The sequence below is a fragment of the Nocardioides sp. genome, assembly GCF_044226305.1.
Taxonomy (GTDB): Bacteria; Actinomycetota; Actinomycetes; order Propionibacteriales; family Nocardioidaceae; genus Nocardioides.
Map to the genome: position 1 here is coordinate 14,221 of NZ_JBGAHF010000009.1, position 21,106 is coordinate 35,326.

The window sequence follows — 21,106 nt, forward strand, 5'->3', positions numbered from 1 at the left end:
GTCGATGAGCCTCACCCTCACGGTCGACGGCGACCGCTGGCGGGCCCACCTGCGCGCCTTCACCGAGGTCACCCCGGGACTGGTCCCGGTCGCGAAGGGCAACGGCTACGGCTTCACGGTCGGCCGGCTGGCCCGCAAGACCCAGTGGCTGGGGCTCGACACCATCGCCGTCGGCACCTACGACGAGCTGCCCGCGGTCGCGAGCCGGTACGACGGCAGCCTGCTCGTCCTGACGCCGTGGCGGCCCTTCGGCGCCGCCCTCGAGGTCGACCCCGCGCTCGGGAAGCGGGTCGTCCACACCGTCAGCCGCACCGAGGACCTCACCGACCTGCTCGACCGGCAGCCGGACGCGCGGTTCGTGCTCGAGCGGGCGACCAGCATGCTGCGGCACGGGATGACCGCGCGCGGCCTGTGGGCGGCGGCGCGCGAGGTCGCGGCCCGGCCGGGTGCGCGGGTCGAGGGCGTGGCGCTGCACCTCCCGCTCGCCCACGGCGTGCACCTGACCGAGGTGCGCCGGCTCGTCAACGACGTCGTCGCCGCCGAGCTGGAGCTGGGCACGATCTGGGTCAGCCACCTCAGCGCGGACGAGCTGGCCGAGCTGCGCGCGTCGTACCCCGACCTGACCTTCCGGCCGCGGGTCGGCACCGACCTGTGGCTCGGCGACCGGGGCGCCCTGCACGTGACCTCCACGGTGCTCGACGTCCACGAGGTCGAGCGCGGCGACCTCTACGGATACCGGCACCGCACCGCCCCGAAGGCCGGGCACATCCTGGTCGTCAGCGGCGGGACCGCCCACGGCATCGGCCTCGAGGCGCCGACCGGTGACGCCTCGCTCCGGGCGCGGGCGGCGACGCTGGCCCGGGGCGGCCTCGACGCGGCCGGGTTCGTGCGCTCGCCGTTCTCGATCGACGGCAAGCAGCGGCTCTTCGCGGAGCCGCCGCACATGCAGGCGTCGATGCTCTTCCTGCCGCACGGCGCGCGGGTGCCCGACGTGGGCGAGCAGGTCGACGTCCGGGTGCGCTACACCGCGACGGCCTTCGACCGGATCGTCCTGAGCTGAGGTTCCAGCGCCGCGGCCCGCACCGGGTCGTGGCGCGGGAGCAGGATGTCGCGCACCACCATCGCGACCAGCCACAGCTCGGCGGCCATGCGCACCAGGATCGCGACCCAGTAGAAGCCCGAGTCGCCGCCACCGCCGGGGGCGAGGAAGTTGCCGAGGTACCACCAGACCGCGGCGAAGTAGAGGACCTCGCCGGCCTGCCAGATGACCAGGTCGCGCCAGCGGGGCCGGGCCAGCACCGCCAGCGGCAGCAGCCACAGGACGTACTGCGGCGAGTAGACCTTGTTGACGAGCAGGAACCCGGCCACGACCAGGAACCCGAGCTGCGCCAGGCGCGGCGTCGACGGCGAGGCCAGTCCGAGCAGCAGCACCCCCACGCACCACACCCCGAAGAACAGCCACGAGCCGACGTTGATCGTGTGGGGGGCGAACGAGAACGGGTCGCCGGTCCTCTCCAGCGCCTGCTGCACGACCAGCCACACCGACCCGAGGTCGGCGCCGCGCTCGGAGTTGAAGGTCCAGAACACCTTCCACTCCGCGGGTCCCGACAGGTACGCCGGCAGGTTGGCCAGCACCCACGCGCCGGCCGCCCCCAGGGTGACGAGCCCGAGGTCGCGCGGGCGGCGGCGGCGCAGGCAGATGATCAGCACGCCGCCCAGCAGGAAGAGGGGGTAGAGCTTCGCGGCCGTGCCGAGGCCGATCAGCACCCCCGTCAGCAGGGGCCGGCCGCGGGCCCACGCCCACAAGGCACCGGCCACGCAGACGACGGCCACCAGGTCCCAGTTCACCAGCCCGGTCAGCAACAGCGCCGGTGAGAGGGCGAAGGCCGCGGCGTCCCACGGCCGGCGTGGGTTCACCCCGCTGAGGAACCAGGCGGCGAGCAGCGCGAGCACGGCGAAGCCGATCGCGTTGACCGCCACGAAGATCCGCATCTCGCGGTGCACGCTGTCGGTCGCCGACATCTCGCCGACCGACTGGCCGTAGCGCGACTCGAGGTCCGGGGACCCGTTGAGCCAGTGGGTGACCCACGCGGCGCCGTACGCCCAGTAGGCGATGCCGACGGGGTACTCCATGACCTCGTAGCGCGCGCGGGTCTGCGCGTCGTCGCTGTAGGGCCAGCTCAGCTCGGCGAACCCGCGGCCGGTGTAGAGGTAGGGCAGGTCGGAGTAGCACATGTGGCTGTAGCGCGCGTCGCCGTCCTGCCAGGTGTCCTCGTAGCAGTTCGTCTTCTGCCACATGCCGAGCGAGAGGCAGATCGCGGTGAGCGCGAGGACCACGCGGACCGGGGTCCACCACGGGTGCCGGCCGGCGCGGGTGCCGACGGGTCCACCGACCCCCTCGCTGAGCGCGGTGACGACTGGGTCGTCGGTGGTGGGATCGACCCAGTCACCCCGCGCCGGGGGCATCAGGCCGCCCGCTGGCGCCGGCGGCCGCGCCCCTCGCCTCGGCCGCCCGGACCGCCCGGACCGCCGCTCTGGGCGGGCGGCGTGCTGGCCGTGTCGGACGGCGACGGGGTGTCGGAGGGGGTCCCGCAGCCGCCGAGCAGGGTGCAGGTCTCCGACGGCGTGGGCGTCGGGGTGGGCGTCGGGGTCGGCGTCTGGGTCTCCGACGGCGTCTCGGTGGGCGTCGCCGAGGGGGTCTTGCTCGGCTTGGGCGTGGAGGTGCTCGGCGGCGGGGTGTACGGGTCGTGGCCGGTCTCGGGCGCCTCGCCGTCGAGGTTGGCCGGCGGCGGGAACTCCTCGTCCGGCTCGCCCTCCAGCGCAGCGTTCATCACCGCGGTCCACGTGCGGGTCGGGTAGTCGGCACCGAAGTACGACGGCAGCCAGTCGTTGAGCGCGTCGTCGCCGTCACCGCGGACGTACATCACGGCGGTCGCCAGCTGCGGGGTGTAGCCGACGAACCAGGAGGACGAGACGTCGCCGTCGTCGTTGGTCGCGGTACCGGTCTTGCCGGCCGCGTGGCGGCCCAGCGCGAGCGCGTTCTGGCCGGTGCCGTTGAGGACGACCTGCTGCATCGCGTAGGAGGTGTCCGCGGCGATGTCCTCGTTGCGCTGGGAGTCCTCGTCGTCGAAGGCCGGCGTCGTGTGCTGTTTGTACTGGTAGTCGACGGTGCCGTCGGCCAGCGTGACCTTGTCGATGACGTGGACGTCGGCCCGCTCGCCGCCGTTGTCGACGGTGGCGTAGGCGTTGGCCATGTTGACCGCGCTGATCCGGGCCTTGCCGAGCGTCACGAGCGCGTCCGGCTCGAGGTCGCGGCTCGTCGAGGGGATGCCGGGGTACTTCGGGTCGGCCTTCGTCGGCGGGATGCCCGCCTTGTTGGCGGTCTCGACGATCTTCTCGGGGCCGCCCTCCATCGAGTTCGACAGGTCGACGAACGCGGTGTTGATCGACTGCTCGGTGGCGTAGGTGAGGCTGACCGCCGAGCCGTAGGAGATGCCGTCGCCGGGACCCTCGTTGTTGACGGTCAGGCCGTCGGGGAACTCGTAGGGCGAGTTGCCGTCGAAGGTGTCCTTGAGGGAGTAGCCGTTCTCGAGCGCGGTCGCCACGGTCAGCGGCTTGATGGTCGAGCCGACCATGCCGCCGGCGGTGGCCCAGTTGATCTGGGAGTCCAGGAAGTCCTGGCCGCCGTAGAAGCCGCGCAGCGCACCGGTGCCGGGCTCGACGCTGGCGACACCGATGTGCAGCTGCTTGTCCTTGAACCCCTCGGGGCGCTGGGACAGCACGCCCTCCTCGGCCGCCTTCATCACCTTCGGGTCGAAGGTGGTCGTGACCCGGAGGCCGCCGCCGTCGATCTCCTGGTCGCGGTAGTCGAGGGCGTGCAGCTCGTCGCGGACCAGGGTCAGCATGTGGCCGCGCTGGCCGCCGTACCGGCTCTCGGCCTTGATCTCGGGGAAGTCCGGGAGGTGCTTCTTGGCCTTGTCGGCCTCCTCCTGGGTGATGTTGCCCGCCGACGCCATCCCGTCGAGCACGTAGTCGTAGCGCTCGTGCAGGGCGCGCCGCGAGTCGGCACCGTTGGCCGGGTCGAAGTGCGTCGGGTTGTTGAGCACGCTGGCGAGGACCGCGGACTCCTGGAGCGTGAGGTCGGCCGCGTCCTTGTCGAAGAAGGCCTGGGCGGCGGCCTGGACGCCGTACGCACCGCGGCCGAAGTAGATGGTGTTGAGGTAGCCCTCGAGGATCTCGGACTTGCTCTGCGTGCGCTGGATCTTCAGCGACAGGATCGCTTCCTTCACCTTGCGCTGGTAGGAGCGCTCCTGGCTGAGGTAGAGGATCTTCACGTACTGCTGGGTGATCGTCGACGCACCCTGCGTGGCGTTGCCCGAGGCGTTGCTGAACGCGGCGCGGATGATGCCCTTGGGGTCGATGCCCTTGTCGGTCCAGAAGCTCCGGTTCTCCGCGGCGACCACGGCGTCCTGGAGGTTCTCCGGCATCTCCTTGAGCGGGATCGACTCGCGGTTCTGCTTGGCGAAGCTGCCGACCTCGGTCTTGCCGTCGGCGTAGTAGACGAAGGACGTCTGGGTCTGGAAGTCCTTGTTCGGGTCGGGGATGTCGGTCGTCTTGTAGAGGTACACGAACCCCGCGACCGCGACGAGCGAGAGCGCCAGGAATGCGATCCCGAACCACATCAGGACCCGCAGCACCTTCTGCTTCCGGGTGCGGGGTCGCTTCGGCGCGCTCTTCTTCTTGGCGGGGCCGCCAGCGGCCCTGCGCTTACCACTCACGTCGGGGGCTCCGCGGGTCGGGGTCGAGATCCTCGTCAGGGTACGGGGCGGCACCGAGCGGGCCCAAGACGCGGCCGGCGTGCGCTGTGCCACGTCGCCCGCACGACCCCCCTGCGGAGCAACCCCGCACGTCGTGACAGGTCCCGGATTCGCAACGGACGGATATATCGCTACGATAGGTCCCGTGGCACGTCGCGCAGAGACCATCGAGCTGGCAGTCCTCGGGCTGCTGCACGAGGGACCCATGCACGGCTACGAGCTCCGCAAGCGGCTCAACCTCATGCTCGGATGGGGTCGGGTGCTCTCCTACGGATCGCTCTACCCCACCCTGAAGAAGATGCTCCGCTCCTCGCTCATCGAGGAGACGATGTCGACGCGCACCCCGGGGGCCCCGGTCTCCAAGCGGCCCCGCATCACCTACCAGGTGACCGAGGCCGGCACGCGGGAGTTCGAGCGGCTGATGTCGGAGGTCGGTCCCACCGCGTGGGAGGACGACAACTTCGACATCCGCTTCGCGTTCTTCTCGTCGACCGACATGGAGATCCGTCTCCGGGTCCTCGAGGGTCGTCGTACCCGGCTCCAGGAGCGTCTCGAGCGCGTCCAGGGCCAGCTCGACATGACGCAGCAGGAGGTCGACCGCTACGCGGCCGAGCTCCAGCGTCACGGCGTCGAGTCGGTCGAGCGCGAGGTCCGGTGGCTCTCGGACCTCATCAACGCCGAGCGCAGCGGAGAGCAGCACCCGGACAGAGCCGGGACGTCGTCCGACGCCCCCGGCACCACCAGCAGCGGCCACCAGGCCACGCCCCAGAAGTAAGGACAGGAAGGAATCCCCATGGGTTCGGTACGAGTAGCAATCGTGGGAGTCGGCAACTGCGCCTCCTCCCTCGTCCAGGGCGTCCACTTCTACCGGGACGCCGACCCTGCGGGAACGGTGCCCGGCCTGATGCACGTCACGTTCGGCGACTACCACGTCTCCGACGTCGAGTTCGTCGCGGCGTTCGACGTCGACGACATGAAGGTCGGCAAGGACCTGTCCGAGGCCATCAACGCCTCGCAGAACAACACCATCAAGATCTGCGACGTCCCCACGATGGGCATCGACGTCCAGCGCGGCCACACCCTCGACGGCCTGGGCAAGTACTACCGCCAGACCATCGAGGAGTCCGGCGCGGACCCCGTCGACGTCGTGCAGGTGCTGCGTGAGACGCAGGCCGACGTCCTCGTCTCCTACCTCCCGGTGGGCTCGGAGGAGGCCGACAAGTTCTACGCCCAGTGCGCGATCGACGCCGGCGTGGCCTTCGTCAACGCGCTCCCCGTCTTCATCGCCTCCGACCCGGTCTGGGCCAAGAAGTTCGAGGACGCCGGCGTCCCGATCGTCGGCGACGACATCAAGTCCCAGGTCGGCGCCACCATCACCCACCGCGTGATGGCGAAGCTGTTCGAGGACCGTGGCGTGCGGCTGGACCGCACCTACCAGCTCAACGTCGGCGGCAACATGGACTTCAAGAACATGCTCGAGCGCGAGCGCCTGGAGTCCAAGAAGGTCTCCAAGACCCAGGCCGTCACCTCGAACCTGACCGGCCCGCTGGCCGGGCTGAAGGACGACCGCAACGTCCACATCGGCCCGTCCGACTACGTCGCGTGGCTCGACGACCGCAAGTGGGCCTACGTCCGGCTCGAGGGCACGACCTTCGGTGACGTCCCGCTGAACCTGGAGTACAAGCTCGAGGTCTGGGACTCCCCGAACTCGGCCGGCATCATCATCGACGCGATCCGCGCGGCGAAGATCGCCAAGGACCGCGGCATCGGTGGCCCGATCATCTCGGCGTCGTCGTACCTGATGAAGTCCCCGCCGGTGCAGCTCCCCGACGACGAAGGTCGCCGCCGCGTCGAGGCCTTCATCGCCGGCGAGGAGTGACCTCCTTCCCTGCTGACCTCACCTGAGGTGGTCCTCGGCTGACGCCGAGACCGTCGAGACACAGGAAGTGGCCCCGAGGACTGGTTCCTGGGGGCCACTTCTTTCGGTGTCTCGACGGCGAGGAACCCCTCAGCGCGGGCCGTGGGTCGCCAGCCAGAGCACCGGCCCGGCCAGCTCGCCACGGGCGTCCAGCTCCCGTACGGCGGCGAGCGCCTTGCCGGTGTAGACGGGCTCGACCGGGATGCCGGCCTCGGTGGCCCGGGCGACCTCGGCCGACCCGGCCGGGGTCGGCACGCCGTACCCCTCGCCGAGCCAGTCCCGCGGCAGGTCCGCCTCGACCGCCGTCGGCACCCTGGCGAGGCCGGCCCGCGCGAGCAGGGCGCCCGTGCGCCCGGCCAGCCGGGCGATGCTCGGCCGGTCCAGCCGGAGCAGGTCGTTGACGACGACCCCGAGCAGCCGGGTGCGGTCCAAGCCGGCGAGCCGGAGCCCGAGCGCCAGCCCGGCCACGGTGCCCCCCGAGCCGACCGGCACGACCAGCGTGGCCGGCTCGGGCAGCGCGCCGGCCGCGACCTGGTCGGCGATCTCGAGCGCCACGTCGACGTACGCGAGGGCGCCGACCGGGTGGGAGCCGCCGGCGGGGACGTACCAGGGCCGGTACCGCGCCATCAGGTACGGCGCGGCCAGTCGCAGCCGGTTGCTCGAGCGGTAGCGGTGCAGCACCGCGCCGGACGCCTCCAGGCGACGCAGCTGGTCACGGACGTGGTCGTCGAGGGGCTGGTCGACCAGGCCGAGCACGGTGCGCAGCCCGTGCTCCCGGCCGTACAGCGCGCAGGCCAGGCCCCAGTGGGTGCCGATGCCGCCGACCGTCAGCAGCGTCGTCGACCCGCGCCGGTGTGCCTCGGCGATGATCCACTCGAGCTTGCGGACCTTGTTGCCGCCCCAGCCGCCGTCGCCGAAGGCGGACTCGTCCTTCACCCACACCTCCGCGCGGTGGCCGAGCTCGAGCCGCCGGACCGGCGTCGGCACGGCACCCAGGCGGACGTGGGGCAGGTCGACCAGGTCCGCGAGCCGGGTCATCGCTCGTCGCGCTCCGCCCACCACGCCAGCAGCGCGGCGGTGGCGTCCTCCTCGCTCATCGGACCCTGGTCCATCCGCAGCTCGAGCAGGAAGCGGTACGCCGCCCCCACCTCGCGCCCGGGACCGATGCCGAGCGCGGTCATGATCTGGTTCCCGTCGAGGTCGGGCCGGATCGAGGCGAGCTCCTCCTGCTCCGAGAGCCGGGCGATCCGCTCCTCGAGGTCATCGTAGGTGCGCTGGAGCCGCTCGGCCTTGCGCCGGTTCCGGGTCGTCGAGTCGGCGCGGGTGAGCACGTGGAGCCGCTCGAGCTGGTCACCGGCGTCGCGGACGTAGCGCCGCACCGCGGAATCGGTCCACTCGCCGGTGCCGTAGCCGTGGAAGCGCAGGTGCAGCTCGACGAGCTGGCTGACCGCGTCGATCTCGTCGTTGGAGAAGCGCAGCGCCTTCATCCGCTTGCGGGTCATCTTGGCGCCCACCACGTCGTGGTGGTGGAAGGTCACCGTGCCGTCGTCGAGGAACCGCCGGGTGCGCGGCTTCCCGACGTCGTGCATCAGGGCGGCGAAGCGCGACACGAAGTCCGGTCCGCCGCCGGGCAGCCGCGGCTCGAGGTCGATGGCCTGCTCGAGCACCGTCAGCGTGTGCTCGTAGACGTCCTTGTGCCGGTGGTGCTCGTCGCGCTCGAGCTTGAGCGCCGGCAGCTCGGGCAGCACCAGCTCGGCCAGCCCGGTCTCTACCAGCAGGGCCAGCCCCTGGCGGGGGAACGGCGCGCACACCAGCTTCACCAGCTCGTCGCGGACCCGCTCCGCGGAGATGATCTCGATCCGGGCGGCCATGGCGGTCATCGCCGCGACCACCTCGGGCGCGACGGTGAAGCCGAGCTGGGCGGCGAACCGTGCGGCACGCATCATCCGCAGCGGGTCGTCGGAGAAGGAGTCCTCCGGCCGGCCCGGGGTCCGCAGCACCCGGTGCGCGAGGTCGACCACGCCGCCGTACGGGTCCTCGAGCTCGCGGCCGGGGAGCCGGACCGCCATCGCGTTGACCGTGAAGTCGCGGCGGCCGAGGTCGCCGGGGAGGGAGTCGCCGAAGTCGACGTCGGGCTTGCGCGAGGTCGGGTCGTAGGCCTCGGACCGGTACGTCGTGATCTCGACCTGCCACGGCCCGCGGCGGCAGCCGATCGTGCCGAACGCCCGGCCCATGTCCCAGATCGCGTCCGCCCACCCCGCGAGCAGCCGCTCGGTCTCCTCGGGCCGTGCCGAGGTGGTGAGGTCGAGGTCGTTGTGCTGGCGTCCGAGCATCGCGTCCCGCACCGGCCCGCCGACCAGGGCCAGCTCGTGCCCGGCTCCGGCGAAGCGCCGCCCGAGCTCGTCGATCACCGGTGCGATCCGGTCGAGCTCGGCGCCGACGGCCCGCTGGGCGTCGGCCATCTGGAGCGGCGGGAGGGGGGCTTCGGGCACGGGCGAGCAGTCTAGTGGCGGCCGGGGCGGCACCCCGAGCCGGCACAGGTACGGCCAGTAGAGTCGCGGGCGTGCTTCGCCCGGTGTCGCTGCTGCCTGCCCTGCTGGTGGTGGCGACCCTGGTCGGTCTCGGCAGCGGCCCGGCGACGGCGGCCCGCAGCACCGGGAAGGCGGCCGTCGAGCAGACCCCGCTCGCCGTCACCATCGAGACCCTCACGCCCTCGGTGGTCCCGCGGTCCGGCGAGGTCCGGGTGACCGGCTCGGTCACCAACCGCGACGACGAGACGTGGAGCAACGTGAAGCTCTACGCGTTCTCGGGGGCGACCCCGATGACGACCACGGCCGAGCTCGCCGCGGCGGTGGAGGTCCCGGCGGACCAGCCCGTCGGCGACCGGATCCTGACGGAGGGCTACGACTCCGTCGACGAGCTCCAGCCCGGCGAGACGGTGCAGTACTCGGTGACGGTCGCCCGGGACGACCTCCCCGACGAACCCGGCGTCTACTGGTTCGGCGTGCACGCCCTCGGTGAGAACGTCGACGGGGGCGACGACCTCGCCGACGGACGGGCCCGCACCTTCCTCCCCCTCGTCCCGCGGACCCGGCACACCGTCGACACGGCCTTGGTCGTCCCGGTGCGCAACCTGGTCAGCCACGCCCCCGACGGCTCGATCGCCGACATCGCCGACTGGGCCGACGACCTGGCGCCGGGCGGCTCGCTCCGCTCGCTGGTCGAGCTCGGCACCGCGGCCGGCTCCCGGCCGGTCACCTGGCTCGTCGACCCGTCCGTGATCGACGCGGCCCGCCGGCTCGCCGCGGGCAACCCGCCCCGCGACCTCGGGCCGACGGCCGACGGAGGCGACGGCGAGGGAGAGGGCGGTGACGGGGACACCGCTGACGGCAGCAGCGCCTCGCCGAGCCCGACCGCCGACCCCGGCGCCGCCGACGAGCAGACCCCGGACCAGGTCCGGGCGACCGAGGCCGCCACCGCGTGGCTCGACCGGCTGCACGAGGGGCTCGAGGGCAGCGAGATCCTGTCCCTGCCGTACGGCGACGTGGACGTCGCCGCCGCGGCGGCCCACGACCCGGCGGCCTACCGCCAGGCGCGCAAGAGGTCGCTCGGGTCGCTCGAGCCCTGGGGGCTGCCCACCCGGCCCGCGGTGTCCTCGCCGGCCGGCTACCTCGACGCCGAGGGCCTGGCGATGACCGAGCCGGACGCCACCGTGCTCATGACCGACCGGATGTTCGGCGCCAACGCGCCCGCGGTGGTCCACACCGCCGACCGCACCGTCGGCGTGACCTCCTCGAGCGTGACCGTCGGCGGTCCCGGCCCGGGCGAGCGGATGTCGGCGGTCGCCGTGCGGCAGCGCGTCGTCAGCGAGGCAGCGCTCCGCCTGCTGAACCCCGGCCGCAAGCCGCTGATCGCGGTCTTCCCGTCGACCTGGGCGCCGGAGTCGACGATCGACTTCTGGGAGGGGCTCGACCTGCCCTGGCTGCACCTGACCACGGTGTCGGACGCGATGGACCGCGCCGGGGTGGACGTGCCGGTCGACCGGCTCGACTACCCGGAGACCCAGCGCCGCTTCGAGCTCGACCCGTCGGCGTTCGCCGCGGCCGACGCCCTGGCCGGCTCCGGTGAGACGCTCCAGAACCTGCTCACGCGGAACGACACGGTGGCGGCGGACGTCCGCGACGAGTCCTACACCGACCTGTCGTACTCCACCCGGCTGCGGCCCGACAGCGCGCAGGCCTCGGCGGACCAGTCCCGGACCTGGATCGAGACCCAGCTCCGTTCGGTCCGCGTGGACGCCCCGAAGGCGGTCATCCTCTCCAGCGGCAGCGGCCGGTTCGCGGCGACGGTGACCAACGGGCTCGACGAGCCCGTGAGCGTCCGGGTGCAGGCCCTCTCCGACCCGCCGCTGAAGGTGGCGGTGCCCTCGGAGACCATCGAGCTCGGCCCCGACAGCAAGACGACGGTGCTGCTCAACGCGTCCTCGTCGGCCGTCGGCATCCGGAACGTGACCCTGCTGCTCACCGACGTCGACGACGTCCCGATCGGCTCCTCCGACGACGTCCCGATCCGCTCGAACCGGGTCAGCAACGTGATCTGGCTGATCGTCGGCACCGGCGTGGCCCTGCTGTTCGGGGCGATCGTGGTCCGCCTGTTCCGCCGGCTCCGCAGCGCGAGGCGGGCCTCGTGACCGACCAGCACGGCACCGACCGGCCCGCCGCCCAGCCCGGAGCCCAGCCCGGAGCCCAGCCCGGAGCCCAGCCCGCCGACGCCGAACCGGTCACCGGGGAGGTGGACGCCGGCGGCACCGAGCAGCAGCGGGTCCTGGCCAACAGCGCCGTCATGGCGGTCGGCACGGCCATCTCCCGGATGAGCGGGTTCGTCCGCTCGGCCCTGCTGGCCGCCGCCCTGGGCAACGCGCTGCACGCGGACCTGTTCAACATCTCGAACACGATCCCGAACATGCTCTACATCCTGCTGGCCGGCGGCGTCGTGAACGCGGTACTCGTCCCCCAGCTGGTCCGCTCGATCGGGCACGACCCCGACGGCGGCGACGCCTACACCAACCGGATCATCACCCTGGCGGCGCTGTTCCTGGGCGCGGTGACGGTGCTGCTGGTGATCGCGGCACCGTGGGTGATGGACGTCTTCCTCTCCTCGAAGTACGACGCCGCGTCGATGGCCGAGGAGAAGGAATCGGTCATCGCGTTCGCCCGCTTCTGCCTGCCGCAGGTCTTCTTCTACGGCATGTACGTCCTGGTCGGGCAGATCCTCAACGCCCGCGGCCGGTTCGGGCCGATGATGTGGGCGCCGATCGCCAACAACGTCATCTCGGTCGCGGTCCTCGTCGTCTACCTGTTCGTCTTCGGACCGGCCCAGGGCGCCGAGATCACCGGGCCCTACACCCCCAGCCAGGAGCTGCTGCTCGGGCTCGGGTCGACCCTGGGGATCGTGGCCCAGTTCGCGATCCTCGTGCCCTACCTGCGTGCCACGGGCTTCTTCTACCGCCCGCGCTTCGACTTCCTCCACACCGGCCTCGGGCACACGCTCCGGCTCGCCGTCTGGACGGTGCTGTTCGTCATCGTCAACCAGGTCGCCTACACGGTGGTCGTGAAGCTGGCGTCGTCGGGCACCGCCGACGCCGCGGACGGCACGGGCTACTCGGTGTACTCCTCGACCTTCCTCATCATGATGGTGCCGCACTCGATCGTGACGGTGTCCCTCGCGACCGCGATCCTGCCCCGCCTGTCGCGCCGCGCGGCCGAGGACGACCGTGCCGGCGTCGCCGGCTCCCTCAACGAGACGCTGCGCAGCGCGCTGGCCGTCGTCGTCCCGTTCGCGGTGCTGCTGCCGGTGATCGCCGGCGACCTGTCGCGGCTGATGTGGGGGTACGGCGCGGCCGCCGACGCCACCGAGAACTACGTGCCCTCGCTCGCGCTCTTCGGCGCCGGCCTGGTCTTCTTCACGGTGCACTACCTGATGCTCCGCGGCTTCTACGCCTTCGAGCGCACCCGCACGGTGTTCTGGATCCAGTGCGCGGTCGCGGGCACCAACGTCGTCGCGGCCCTGGTGCTGGTCCGTGCCGCGACCGCCCAGCAGACCTCGCCGGCGCTGGTGCTGGCCTACACCTCGTCGTACGTCGTCGGGTCGGTCGTGTCCTACACGGTGCTGCGCCGCTTCCTCGGCGGGCTGCGCACGCCGACGCTCGTGCGCTTCCTGGTCCGCCTGGCGATCGCCACGGTGGTGGCGACGGTGGCGGCCGGCGTGGTGGCCTACCTGCTGCACCAGGTGTCGGCCACGCCCGCCTGGTGGGTCGCCGCCATCTGGCTGCTGCTCATCGGATCGGTCGACCTGCTGGTGCTCGTCGTCATGGCCCGCACCCTCCGCCTGCGCGAGGTGACCGCCGTGGTCGACGCGTTCACCCGCCGCCTGCCCGTCCTGCGTCGTCCCTGATCCGGTGGCGCCCTACGATGGGCCCTGTCCGGGACACGACGAGGGGAGCTGCGTGCCGAGCTCGATCCGGCCCGGCGACGTGCTCGCCGACCGGTACCGCCTGGTCGACCTGCTGACCGAGAGCAGCGGCGGCCGTTTCTGGCGAGCCCACGACAAGGTGCTCGAGCGGTTCGTCGCCCTGCACGTCGTGGCGGCCGACGACGAGCGCGCCGAGCAGATGCTCGAGGCCGCGCGCCGCTCGGCAGCCGCCCACGACCGCCGGCTGCTGCGCGTCCTCGACGCCGACCGCACCGACGGACTCGTCTTCGTCGTCAACGAGTGGGGCTCGGGCGACTCCCTCGACATCATGCTGGCGAACGAGGGACCGCTCTCGCCGCGCCGGGCCGCCTGGCTGGTGTCCGAGGTCGCGGCCGCGATCGCGGTCGGGCACGAGGCGGGGGTCGCCCACGGCCGCCTGGTCCCGGAGAACGTGCTTGTCGACCACGCCGGGTCCGTGCGGGTGATCGGGTTCGCCGTCGACGCCGCGCTCTTCGGCCTCGGCCCGGGCCGGCCGTCCCAGGACGTGACCGACCTTGGCGGGGTCCTGTACGCCGCCCTGACCGGGAAGTGGCCCGGGCCCTCGCCGTCGCAGGTCCCGGCGGCCCCGGTCGTGCAGGGGCGGGTGCTGCGCCCGCGCCAGGTGCGCGCCGGCATCCCGCGCCCGCTGGACCAGCTCTGCGACGAGGTCGTCAACCCCTGGTCCGGGCACGGCTCCCGGCTGCGCGAGGTGCACGACCTCGCGAGCGCCCAGGGCATCGCCGACTACCTCGCGGCGTTCGTCGGCGACCCGACCGGGCTGGCCGCGGCCGAGGCGGCGGCCGGGCACCGCGACACGACCGACACCATCTCGCTGCCGGCGATCCCGGACCCACCGGCGCGCGACGTCGCCCCGGAGCCCGCGCCGGTCCCAGCGCCGGTCCCCGCGCAGCCTCCCCCGCCGGAGCCCGAGCCCGAGGCAGCCCCGGAGCCCGCGCCCGCCCCGGAGCCCGCACGGGAGCCCGAGCCCGCGCCGGACCCCACGCCCGAGCCCGAGGTCGACGCCGACCCCGCGCCCGTGGCCGGACCCGCCACGAAGCCGGTGTCCGGACCGGCCGCAGAACCGGCCGCAGAACCGGCCGTCAAGCCCTCGACCGAGCTGCCGACCGAGGCCGGCCTGCCGATCTTCCACGACGAGCACGACGACGTCTCGTGGCTGTCCGCCCGGTCCGAGCCGCCGCCCCCGCCGCCGGCCTTCGAGGAGCCGCCGGAGCGGCCGCTGTTCGCGCCGGAGCCGGCCCAGGGGCCGGTGCGCCGTCCGCGGCACCCCGTGCCCGCAGCCGCCTCCGCCGGGTACTGGCCATGGGACACCGGGGCCGGCACCGGCGCCGGGCCGATCGTGGAGGACGAGCCCGACGAGGACGAGCCGGTCCCGGGCCGGCGCTGGCTCCGCCTGGCCGCAGCCATCGCCGGCTGCCTGCTGCTGCTGCTCGCGATCGTGGTCGCCTACAACCTCGGCCGCGGACGCACGCCGCTCGCGCTGCCGGGCACCGACAGCGGCGACAAGACCCCCAGTGCCTCCCCGAGCACCCGGCCTCCCGCCCAGCCGATCTCCGGCGTCACCGCCAGCGACCTCGACCCGCAGGGCTCGCCGCCCTACGACGAGCACCCCGAGCTCACCCCGCTCGCCGTCGACGGCAAGCCCGAGACCGCCTGGTCGACGATGACCTACGACCAGAACTTCGGCCCCGGCGGGCTCAAGACCGGCGTCGGGCTGGTCCTCGACCTCGGCCGCTCGTACGACGTGAGCTCGATCGACCTGGCCTTCGTCGGCGCCCCGACCGGCTACTCCCTCTACGTCACCGACACCGCGCCGACGGCCGTCAAGGGACTGACCGCGGTCGCCACCGGTACTGCCGACGGTCCGCGTACCCGGGTCGACCTCGACGCACCGGCCACGGGCCGCTACGTCACCGTGTGGCTGACCTCGATCCCGGCCGTCTCCGACGGGTTCCGCGGCGGGGTGGCCGAGGTGACGGTCCGGGGATGAGCGCCCCGCGCATGACGCCGGAGGACCTCGGGAGCGCAACCGACGCCGAGCTGCTGCGCGCGCACGTCGACGGCGACCCGGACGCGTTCGCGACGCTGTTCCACCGGCACCGCGACCGGTTGTGGGCGGTCGCGCTGCGCACCACCGGCAACCGCGAGGACGCCGCCGACGGCCTGCAGGACGGGCTGGTGGCGGCGTACCGTCGGGCGGGGTCCTTCCGCGGCGACGCCGCGGTCACCACCTGGCTGCACCGGGTCGTGGTCAACGCCTGCCTGGACCGGATGCGGGCCGCGCGGGTGCGCCGGGCCGAGCCGCTGCCCGACGACCTCGAGGAGTACCGCGGTCGTGGCTCCCTCGACACCGCCGGCACCGAGGACCCCGCCGAGCAGTCGGTCAGCGACGAGCGCCGGTCCCAGGTGCTCGCCGCGCTCCGCGAGCTGCCGGAGGAGCAGCGGGCGGCGCTGGTGCTCGTCGACATGGAGGGCTACCCCGTGGCGGAGGCCGCCGCGATCCTGGACTGCGCCGTGGGCACCGTGAAGTCGCGCTGCTCGCGCGGCCGCTCGAGGCTCGCCGTGCTCCTCGCCCCGCTGCTGACGGACCCGCCGGGTGACGACGCCCACCCCCCGGGCCGGAACCACGGCCCGGCCGGGGACGTCGGATCACAGGACGCCCCCCGCGGTCCACCCGCCTGACCGGCGGCCCCCGACGACCCCACGACCCCCACGATCTCCTGAGGAGGTGACACCCGTGTCCGACGACGAGCAGGTCCGCCGGCTGCTGGCCGACGCCCGGCACACCGATCCGATGCCCTCCGACGTCGCCGGTCGGATGGACCGGGTGCTCGCCGACCTCCGGGCCGACCGGCCGGTCCCGGCCCCCGTCGCCGACCTCGCCGCCGCCCGCCGCCGGCGCCGGGTGCGCACCCTGCTCGCGGCGGCGGCCGTGGTGGTCGTGGCCGGGGTCGGCATCGACCAGCTGCGCGGTCTCGGCACCGGCGCCGACGACGGCGCCGGCAGCAGCAGCGCCGACAGCGCCAGCTCCCAGGAGGGGTCGGCCGGCGGCGACAGCGCCCCGCTCGCGGGGCAGTCACCCCAGGACTTCTCCGAGGCCGTCCGGCTCGACCCCGACCGGTTCGCCCAGCAGGTCCGCGGGCTCCGGGCGGACGCCTCCCTGCGCACCACCGAGGACGGCGCCGAGGCCGACGGCCAGCGCAACGACGGCGACAGCCTGGCGGCCCAGCCGCAGGCGCAGGGGTGCACCGCGCCCGGGCGGGGCCGGGTGGTCGCCGTCCGGTACGACGGCAGCCCCGGCCTGCTCGTCTACCGGCCCGTGCGCGGCGACACGCAGGTGGTCGACCTCTACCTGTGCGGTCGCCCGGGGGCGTACCGCTCGATCACCTTGCCGGCCCCGTAGCAGGGCGGCGGTGGCCCCGGGACGGCCCGGGAAGTTTCCTCGCCTACGATCGGTTCTACCGGTCGCCGCGCTGTTCACTGCGCGGCCCCCCACCTGCGAGGAGAACCTGTCGCCATGTCCGACGTCCGCGATGTCATCGTCATCGGGTCCGGTCCCTCCGGCTACACCGCCGCGCTCTACACCGCGCGGGCGAACCTCAAGCCGCTCGTCTTCGAGGGCTCGGTGACCGCGGGCGGCGCCTTGATGAACACCACCGAGGTGGAGAACTTCCCCGGTTTCCGCGACGGCATCATGGGTCCGGCCCTGATGGACGAGATGCGCGCGCAGGCCGAGCGGTTCGGCGCCGAGCTGGTGGCCGACGACGTCGTCGAGGTCGAGCTGACCGGTGACGTGAAGACCGTGAAGACCGCCACCGACACCTTCCACGCGCGCTCGGTGATCCTCGCGATGGGCTCCGGCTACCGCAAGCTCGGCCTGCCTCGTGAGGACGAGCTCTCCGGCCGCGGCGTGTCCTGGTGCGCCACCTGCGACGGGTTCTTCTTCCGCGACCAGCACATCGCGGTCGTCGGCGGCGGCGACTCGGCCATCGAGGAGGCGACGTTCCTGACCCGGTTCGGGTCGAAGGTCTCGCTCATCGTGCGCCGCGACGAGCTCCGCGCCTCCAAGATCATGCAGGAGCGGGCGTTCGCCGACCCGAAGCTGGAGATCGAGTGGAACTCGGTCGTCGAGGAGATCAACGGCGCGGACCGGCTCGAGTCGGTCACCCTCAAGGACACCGTCACCGGCGAGACCCGGAACCTGCCGGCGACCGGGCTGTTCATCGCGATCGGCCACGACCCCCGCTCGGAGCTGCTGCCCGGCCAGGTCGACCTCGACGAGAACGGCTACGTCATCGCCAGCCACCCCTCGACCGGCACCAACCTGCCGGGCGTCTTCGCCGCCGGCGACCTGGTCGACCACCACTACCGGCAGGCGATCACCGCGGCCGGGACCGGCTGCGCCGCGGCGCTGGACGCCGAGCGCTACCTCGCCGAGCTCGACCACGTCGCCAAGGACGGCCGGGACGCGCAGAGCCGGGCGGACGCCGAGATGCTCACCGGCACCGCCCCGGCCGCCGGCGCCTAGTCAGGACGCGGCAGCGGACCGACTGATGGTGGTCGAGCGAGCCGCGCGGCTGGGGCACGAAGCCGCGACCGGCGTGTCGAGACCCGGTCGTGCTCGGTCGACCTCGGCGTGACCGCGCGCCGCGGAACAACGGTCGGGACGTCGGTGTTGACTGTGATCAGACCTCTGTGTTCATCCGAAGAAGGGATTCCCCTGTGGGCAACATCAACGCCGTGACCGACGCCGAGTTCGACGCCACGGTCCTCAAGTCCGACAAGCCGGTCCTCGTGGACTTCTGGGCGGAGTGGTGCGGCCCGTGCCGCCAGGTCGCCCCGATCCTCGACGAGATCGCGACCACGCACGGCGACAAGATCACGTTCCTGAAGATGAACGTCGACGAGAACCCGGTCACCCCCTCGAACTACCGGGTCACGGGCATCCCCACGATCAACGTCTACCAGGGTGGTGAGGTCGTCAAGAGCATCGTCGGCGCCCGCCCGAAGGCCGCGATCCTCAACGAGCTCTCGGAGTTCATCGCCTAGGTCCGTCGCCCGTCCGGACGCGCCAGCGGCACGACCGCTCCGTCACCGGGCTCCTCGCGAGGCCCGCGTCGCCTTCGGCGCCGGGCCTCGCGCCGACTTCGGGGCCGGACGCATCGCGCCCACCAGCCGCTCGATCGCGGCCTCGACCTCGTCGCGCCAGGTCACCGCCGTGCGCAGGTCCATCCGCATCCGCGGGCTGGTCGGGTGCGGGCGGTGGGTCTTGAACCCGACGCCGCCGAGGAAGTCGACCGGCACCACGCACCGGCCCGCCCGGCCCCGCGGGTCACCGAAGGCCTCGACCGCGCCGACCCCGCCGCGCCGGATCAGGTCGCGCGCCATCCCCTGCACCAGCATCCGGCCCAGCCCGCCACCGCGGTACGCCGGCTCGACGTACGCCATGGTCAGCAGCACCGCGTCCGGGGAGATGGGCGCGGTCGGGAAGCCGGCGGCGCCCGGGACGAACGCCTCGGGGGCATAGACGAGGTAGCCGACCGGCCGGTCGTCGACGAGCGCCACGCGACCGCACGAGCCCCACTCGCGCAGCACCTCCGAGACCCAGGCGTCCTTCTCGGCGGCGGCGTCCTCGACCCGCTCGCGGCGGACCGGGTCGAGCTCCCAGAACAGGCAGGTGCGGCACGGCGCCCGGAACATGTCGAGGTGGTCCAGGGTGAGCCGGACGATCTTGCGCGACATCACACCTCCGTCGGTGATACCCCGGGGCCATCCTAGGGCTGCGCCTGTCAGGATGGCCGCGTGCGCAAGATCCGGCAGAGCCGCAAGCTCCAGAACGTCCGCTACGACGTACGCGGACCGATCCTGGTCGAGGCCCAGCGCCTCGAGGCCGAGGGCCACCACATCCTCAAGCTCAACATCGGCAACACCGCCCCGTTCGGCTTCGAGGCCCCCGAGGCGATCGTGGCCGACATGGTGCACCACCTACCCGACTCCCAGGGCTACAGCGACAGCCAGGGCATCTACTCGGCGCGCACCGCGGTCGCGCAGTACTACCAGAGCCACGGGCTGCGCGACGTCCTGGTCGACGACGTCTACATCGGCAACGGGGTCTCCGAGCTGATCACCATGGTCCTCCAGGCGTTCCTGGACGACGGCAACGAGATCCTGGTGCCGGCGCCGGACTACCCGCTGTGGACCGGCGCGATCACGCTGTCGGGCGGCACCGCGGTGCACTACGAGTGCGACGAGACCAACGGCTGGAACCCCGACCTCGCCGAGGTCGAGTCCAAGGTCACCGAGAACACCCACGGGCTGGTGATCATCAACCCCAACAACCCGACCGGTGCGGTCTACAGCGCCGAGACGGTCCGCGGCCTGGTCGACATCGCCCGGCGGCACGACCTCGTGGTCTTCGCCGACGAGATCTACGAGAAGATCATCTTCGACGACGCGGTGCACCACCACGCCGCGACCTACGCCGGCCACGACGTGCTGTGCCTGACCTTCAGCGGCCTGTCCAAGGCGTACCGGGTCTGCGGCTACCGCGCCGGCTGGGTGATGGTCTCCGGGCCCAAGGAGGTCGCCGAGGACTTCCTCGAGGGCCTCACCCTGATCGCCAACATGCGGATGTGCGCCAACGTGCCCGCCCAGCACGCGATCCAGACCGCGCTCGGCGGCTACCAGTCGGTGGAGGAGCTGATCGTCCCCGGCGGCCGGTTCTACGAGCAGAACAAGCTCGCCGACCGGCTGCTCAACGAGATCCCGGGCGTCACGAACGTCGCACCGCGCGGCGCGCTCTACTGCTTCCCGCGGCTGGACCCGGAGGTCTACCCGATCGAGGACGACGAGACGTTCGTCATCGACCTCCTGCGGGCGAAGAAGATCCTGGTCACCCACGGCACGGGCTTCAACTGGCCGCGCCCCGACCACCTGCGCCTGGTCACCCTCCCCGACGTCCAGGTGCTGGAAGAGGCGATCGGGCGGATCGCCGAGTTCCTCGAGACGAGAAGGTGACCGCGTGCGCGACCTGACCTACCCGCCGATCATCGTCACCGCCAAGGTCGCCTTCCGGGCGCTCGGCCAGCGGTTCCTGATGACCGGCACCGAGCACGTGCCGCGGTCCGGGGGTGTGCTGCTGGCCTACAACCACATCGGCTACGTCGACTTCGTCTACGGGGGGCTCGCCGCCAACCCGTCCGGACGGCTGGTGCGCTTCATGTCCAAGCGCGAGCTGTTCACCCACCGGTACGTCGGGCCGCTGATGCGCTCGTTGCACCACATCGAGGTCGACCGCGGAGCCGGCGAGGCCTCGTTCCGGGCTGCCGTCGAGCACCTGCGGGCCGGCGAGGCCGTCGGCATCTTCCCGGAGGCGACCATCTCGCGCGCGATGGAGCTCAAGGAGTTCAAGACGGGTGCCGTCCGGATCGCGGCCGAGGCCGGGGTGCCGCTGGTGCCGGTCATCCTCTGGGGCACCCAGCGGATGATGACCAAGGACCACCCGCGCGACTTCTCCCGGGGCAAGACGATCGCCATCCGCGTCGGGGAGCCGCTGTTCCCCACCGGCGCGGACCCGGCGGCGGAGACCGCCGAGCTCCGGGCCGTGATGGCCGACCTGCTCGACGCCACCATCCGCGAGTACCCCGCCGACGAGCAGCCGCCCGGCTCCTGGTGGCTGCCGGCGTCGTACGGTGGCAGCGCGCCCACCCTCGAGGAGGCGGCCCGCCTCGACGCCGAGGAGAAGGCCGAGCGAGCCCGGCGGAAGGCCGAGAAGGCCCGGAAAGGCAATTAGTCGACAAAGCGACTAATCGCTACCGAGTTGTCGCCCTGTAGATCGGTCGAT

General features: G+C 72.6%; 17 protein-coding genes. 12 read left to right on the top strand and 5 right to left on the bottom strand.

Annotation, left to right across the window (positions count from 1 at the left end):
• Positions 1–4: 4 nt before the first annotated feature.
• Positions 5–1,060 (top strand): alanine racemase, encoded by a 1,056-nt coding sequence (locus ACILQ5_RS11110; protein ID WP_395658066.1) that lies wholly within the window; start codon positions 5–7, stop codon positions 1,058–1,060.
• On the opposite strand, the gene ACILQ5_RS11115 is transcribed toward ACILQ5_RS11110, so the two are convergent.
• Positions 1,021–2,466 (bottom strand): glycosyltransferase family 87 protein, encoded by a 1,446-nt coding sequence (locus ACILQ5_RS11115; protein WP_395658067.1) that lies wholly within the window; start codon positions 2,464–2,466, stop codon positions 1,021–1,023. The genes ACILQ5_RS11110 and ACILQ5_RS11115 overlap by 40 nt on opposite strands.
• Positions 2,466–4,778: a transglycosylase domain-containing protein gene (locus ACILQ5_RS11120; RefSeq protein ID WP_395658068.1), complete on the bottom strand. Its 2,313-nt coding sequence runs from the start codon at positions 4,776–4,778 to the stop codon at positions 2,466–2,468. Before ACILQ5_RS11120 ends, ACILQ5_RS11115 begins: the two co-directional genes overlap by 1 nt.
• A gap of 184 nt (positions 4,779–4,962) precedes the next feature.
• Between ACILQ5_RS11120 and ACILQ5_RS11125 the strand changes: the two genes are divergently transcribed.
• Both ACILQ5_RS11125 and ACILQ5_RS11130 read left to right on the top strand, forming a co-directional pair.
• Positions 4,963–5,592, top strand: coding sequence for a PadR family transcriptional regulator (locus tag ACILQ5_RS11125; protein WP_395658069.1), 630 nt, complete (start codon positions 4,963–4,965; stop codon positions 5,590–5,592).
• Between the two features lie 18 nt (positions 5,593–5,610).
• The gene (locus tag ACILQ5_RS11130) at positions 5,611–6,696 is read left to right on the top strand and encodes an inositol-3-phosphate synthase (RefSeq protein ID WP_395658070.1); all 1,086 of its coding nucleotides are present in this window, start codon (positions 5,611–5,613) and stop codon (positions 6,694–6,696) included.
• Positions 6,697–6,825: 129 nt separating this feature from the next.
• On the opposite strand, the gene ACILQ5_RS11135 is transcribed toward ACILQ5_RS11130, so the two are convergent.
• Both ACILQ5_RS11135 and ACILQ5_RS11140 read right to left on the bottom strand, forming a co-directional pair.
• Entirely contained in the window at positions 6,826–7,773 is a 948-nt protein-coding gene (locus ACILQ5_RS11135) for a 1-aminocyclopropane-1-carboxylate deaminase/D-cysteine desulfhydrase (protein WP_395658071.1), read from the bottom strand.
• Positions 7,770–9,197 carry a CCA tRNA nucleotidyltransferase gene (locus ACILQ5_RS11140; RefSeq protein WP_395658253.1) on the bottom strand — a complete coding sequence of 476 codons (1,428 nt, stop codon included), beginning with the start codon at positions 9,195–9,197 and terminating at the stop codon, positions 7,770–7,772. Before ACILQ5_RS11140 ends, ACILQ5_RS11135 begins: the two co-directional genes overlap by 4 nt.
• Positions 9,198–9,298: 101 nt before the next feature.
• Between ACILQ5_RS11140 and ACILQ5_RS11145 the strand changes: the two genes are divergently transcribed.
• The 7 genes from ACILQ5_RS11145 (at position 9,299) to trxA (ending at position 18,312) form a co-directional block, all read left to right on the top strand.
• A complete protein-coding gene (locus ACILQ5_RS11145; protein ID WP_395658072.1) occupies positions 9,299–11,425 on the top strand; it encodes a DUF6049 family protein in 2,127 nt (708 codons plus the stop codon).
• Positions 11,422–13,188, top strand: a complete 1,767-nt coding sequence (murJ, locus tag ACILQ5_RS11150; RefSeq protein WP_395658073.1) for a murein biosynthesis integral membrane protein MurJ — start codon at positions 11,422–11,424, stop codon at positions 13,186–13,188. Before ACILQ5_RS11145 ends, murJ begins: the two co-directional genes overlap by 4 nt.
• Before the next feature lie 52 nt (positions 13,189–13,240).
• Positions 13,241–15,253: a protein kinase family protein gene (locus tag ACILQ5_RS11155; protein ID WP_395658074.1), complete on the top strand. Its 2,013-nt coding sequence runs from the start codon at positions 13,241–13,243 to the stop codon at positions 15,251–15,253.
• Positions 15,250–15,945: an RNA polymerase sigma factor SigM gene (sigM, locus tag ACILQ5_RS11160; RefSeq protein ID WP_395658075.1), complete on the top strand. Its 696-nt coding sequence runs from the start codon at positions 15,250–15,252 to the stop codon at positions 15,943–15,945. The genes ACILQ5_RS11155 and sigM overlap by 4 nt, the downstream gene beginning before the upstream one ends.
• A gap of 55 nt (positions 15,946–16,000) precedes the next feature.
• The gene (locus tag ACILQ5_RS11165) at positions 16,001–16,666 is read left to right on the top strand and encodes a hypothetical protein (RefSeq protein WP_395658076.1); all 666 of its coding nucleotides are present in this window, start codon (positions 16,001–16,003) and stop codon (positions 16,664–16,666) included.
• 114 nt (positions 16,667–16,780) lie between these two features.
• On the top strand, positions 16,781–17,791 hold the full coding sequence (gene trxB, locus ACILQ5_RS11170; RefSeq protein ID WP_395658077.1) for a thioredoxin-disulfide reductase: 1,011 nt from the start codon (positions 16,781–16,783) through the stop codon (positions 17,789–17,791).
• Between the two features lie 194 nt (positions 17,792–17,985).
• A complete protein-coding gene (gene trxA, locus ACILQ5_RS11175; protein WP_395658078.1) occupies positions 17,986–18,312 on the top strand; it encodes a thioredoxin in 327 nt (108 codons plus the stop codon).
• A gap of 42 nt (positions 18,313–18,354) precedes the next feature.
• On the opposite strand, the gene ACILQ5_RS11180 is transcribed toward trxA, so the two are convergent.
• Entirely contained in the window at positions 18,355–19,005 is a 651-nt protein-coding gene (locus tag ACILQ5_RS11180; protein WP_395658079.1) for a GNAT family N-acetyltransferase, read from the bottom strand.
• Between the two features lie 60 nt (positions 19,006–19,065).
• On the opposite strand from ACILQ5_RS11180, the gene ACILQ5_RS11185 reads away from it, so the two are divergent.
• Positions 19,066–20,280, top strand: coding sequence for a pyridoxal phosphate-dependent aminotransferase (locus ACILQ5_RS11185; RefSeq protein ID WP_395658080.1), 1,215 nt, complete (start codon positions 19,066–19,068; stop codon positions 20,278–20,280).
• Positions 20,281–20,284: 4 nt separating this feature from the next.
• Positions 20,285–21,055 (top strand): lysophospholipid acyltransferase family protein, encoded by a 771-nt coding sequence (locus tag ACILQ5_RS11190; protein WP_395658081.1) that lies wholly within the window; start codon positions 20,285–20,287, stop codon positions 21,053–21,055.
• The last annotated feature ends 51 nt before the right edge of the window (positions 21,056–21,106 follow it).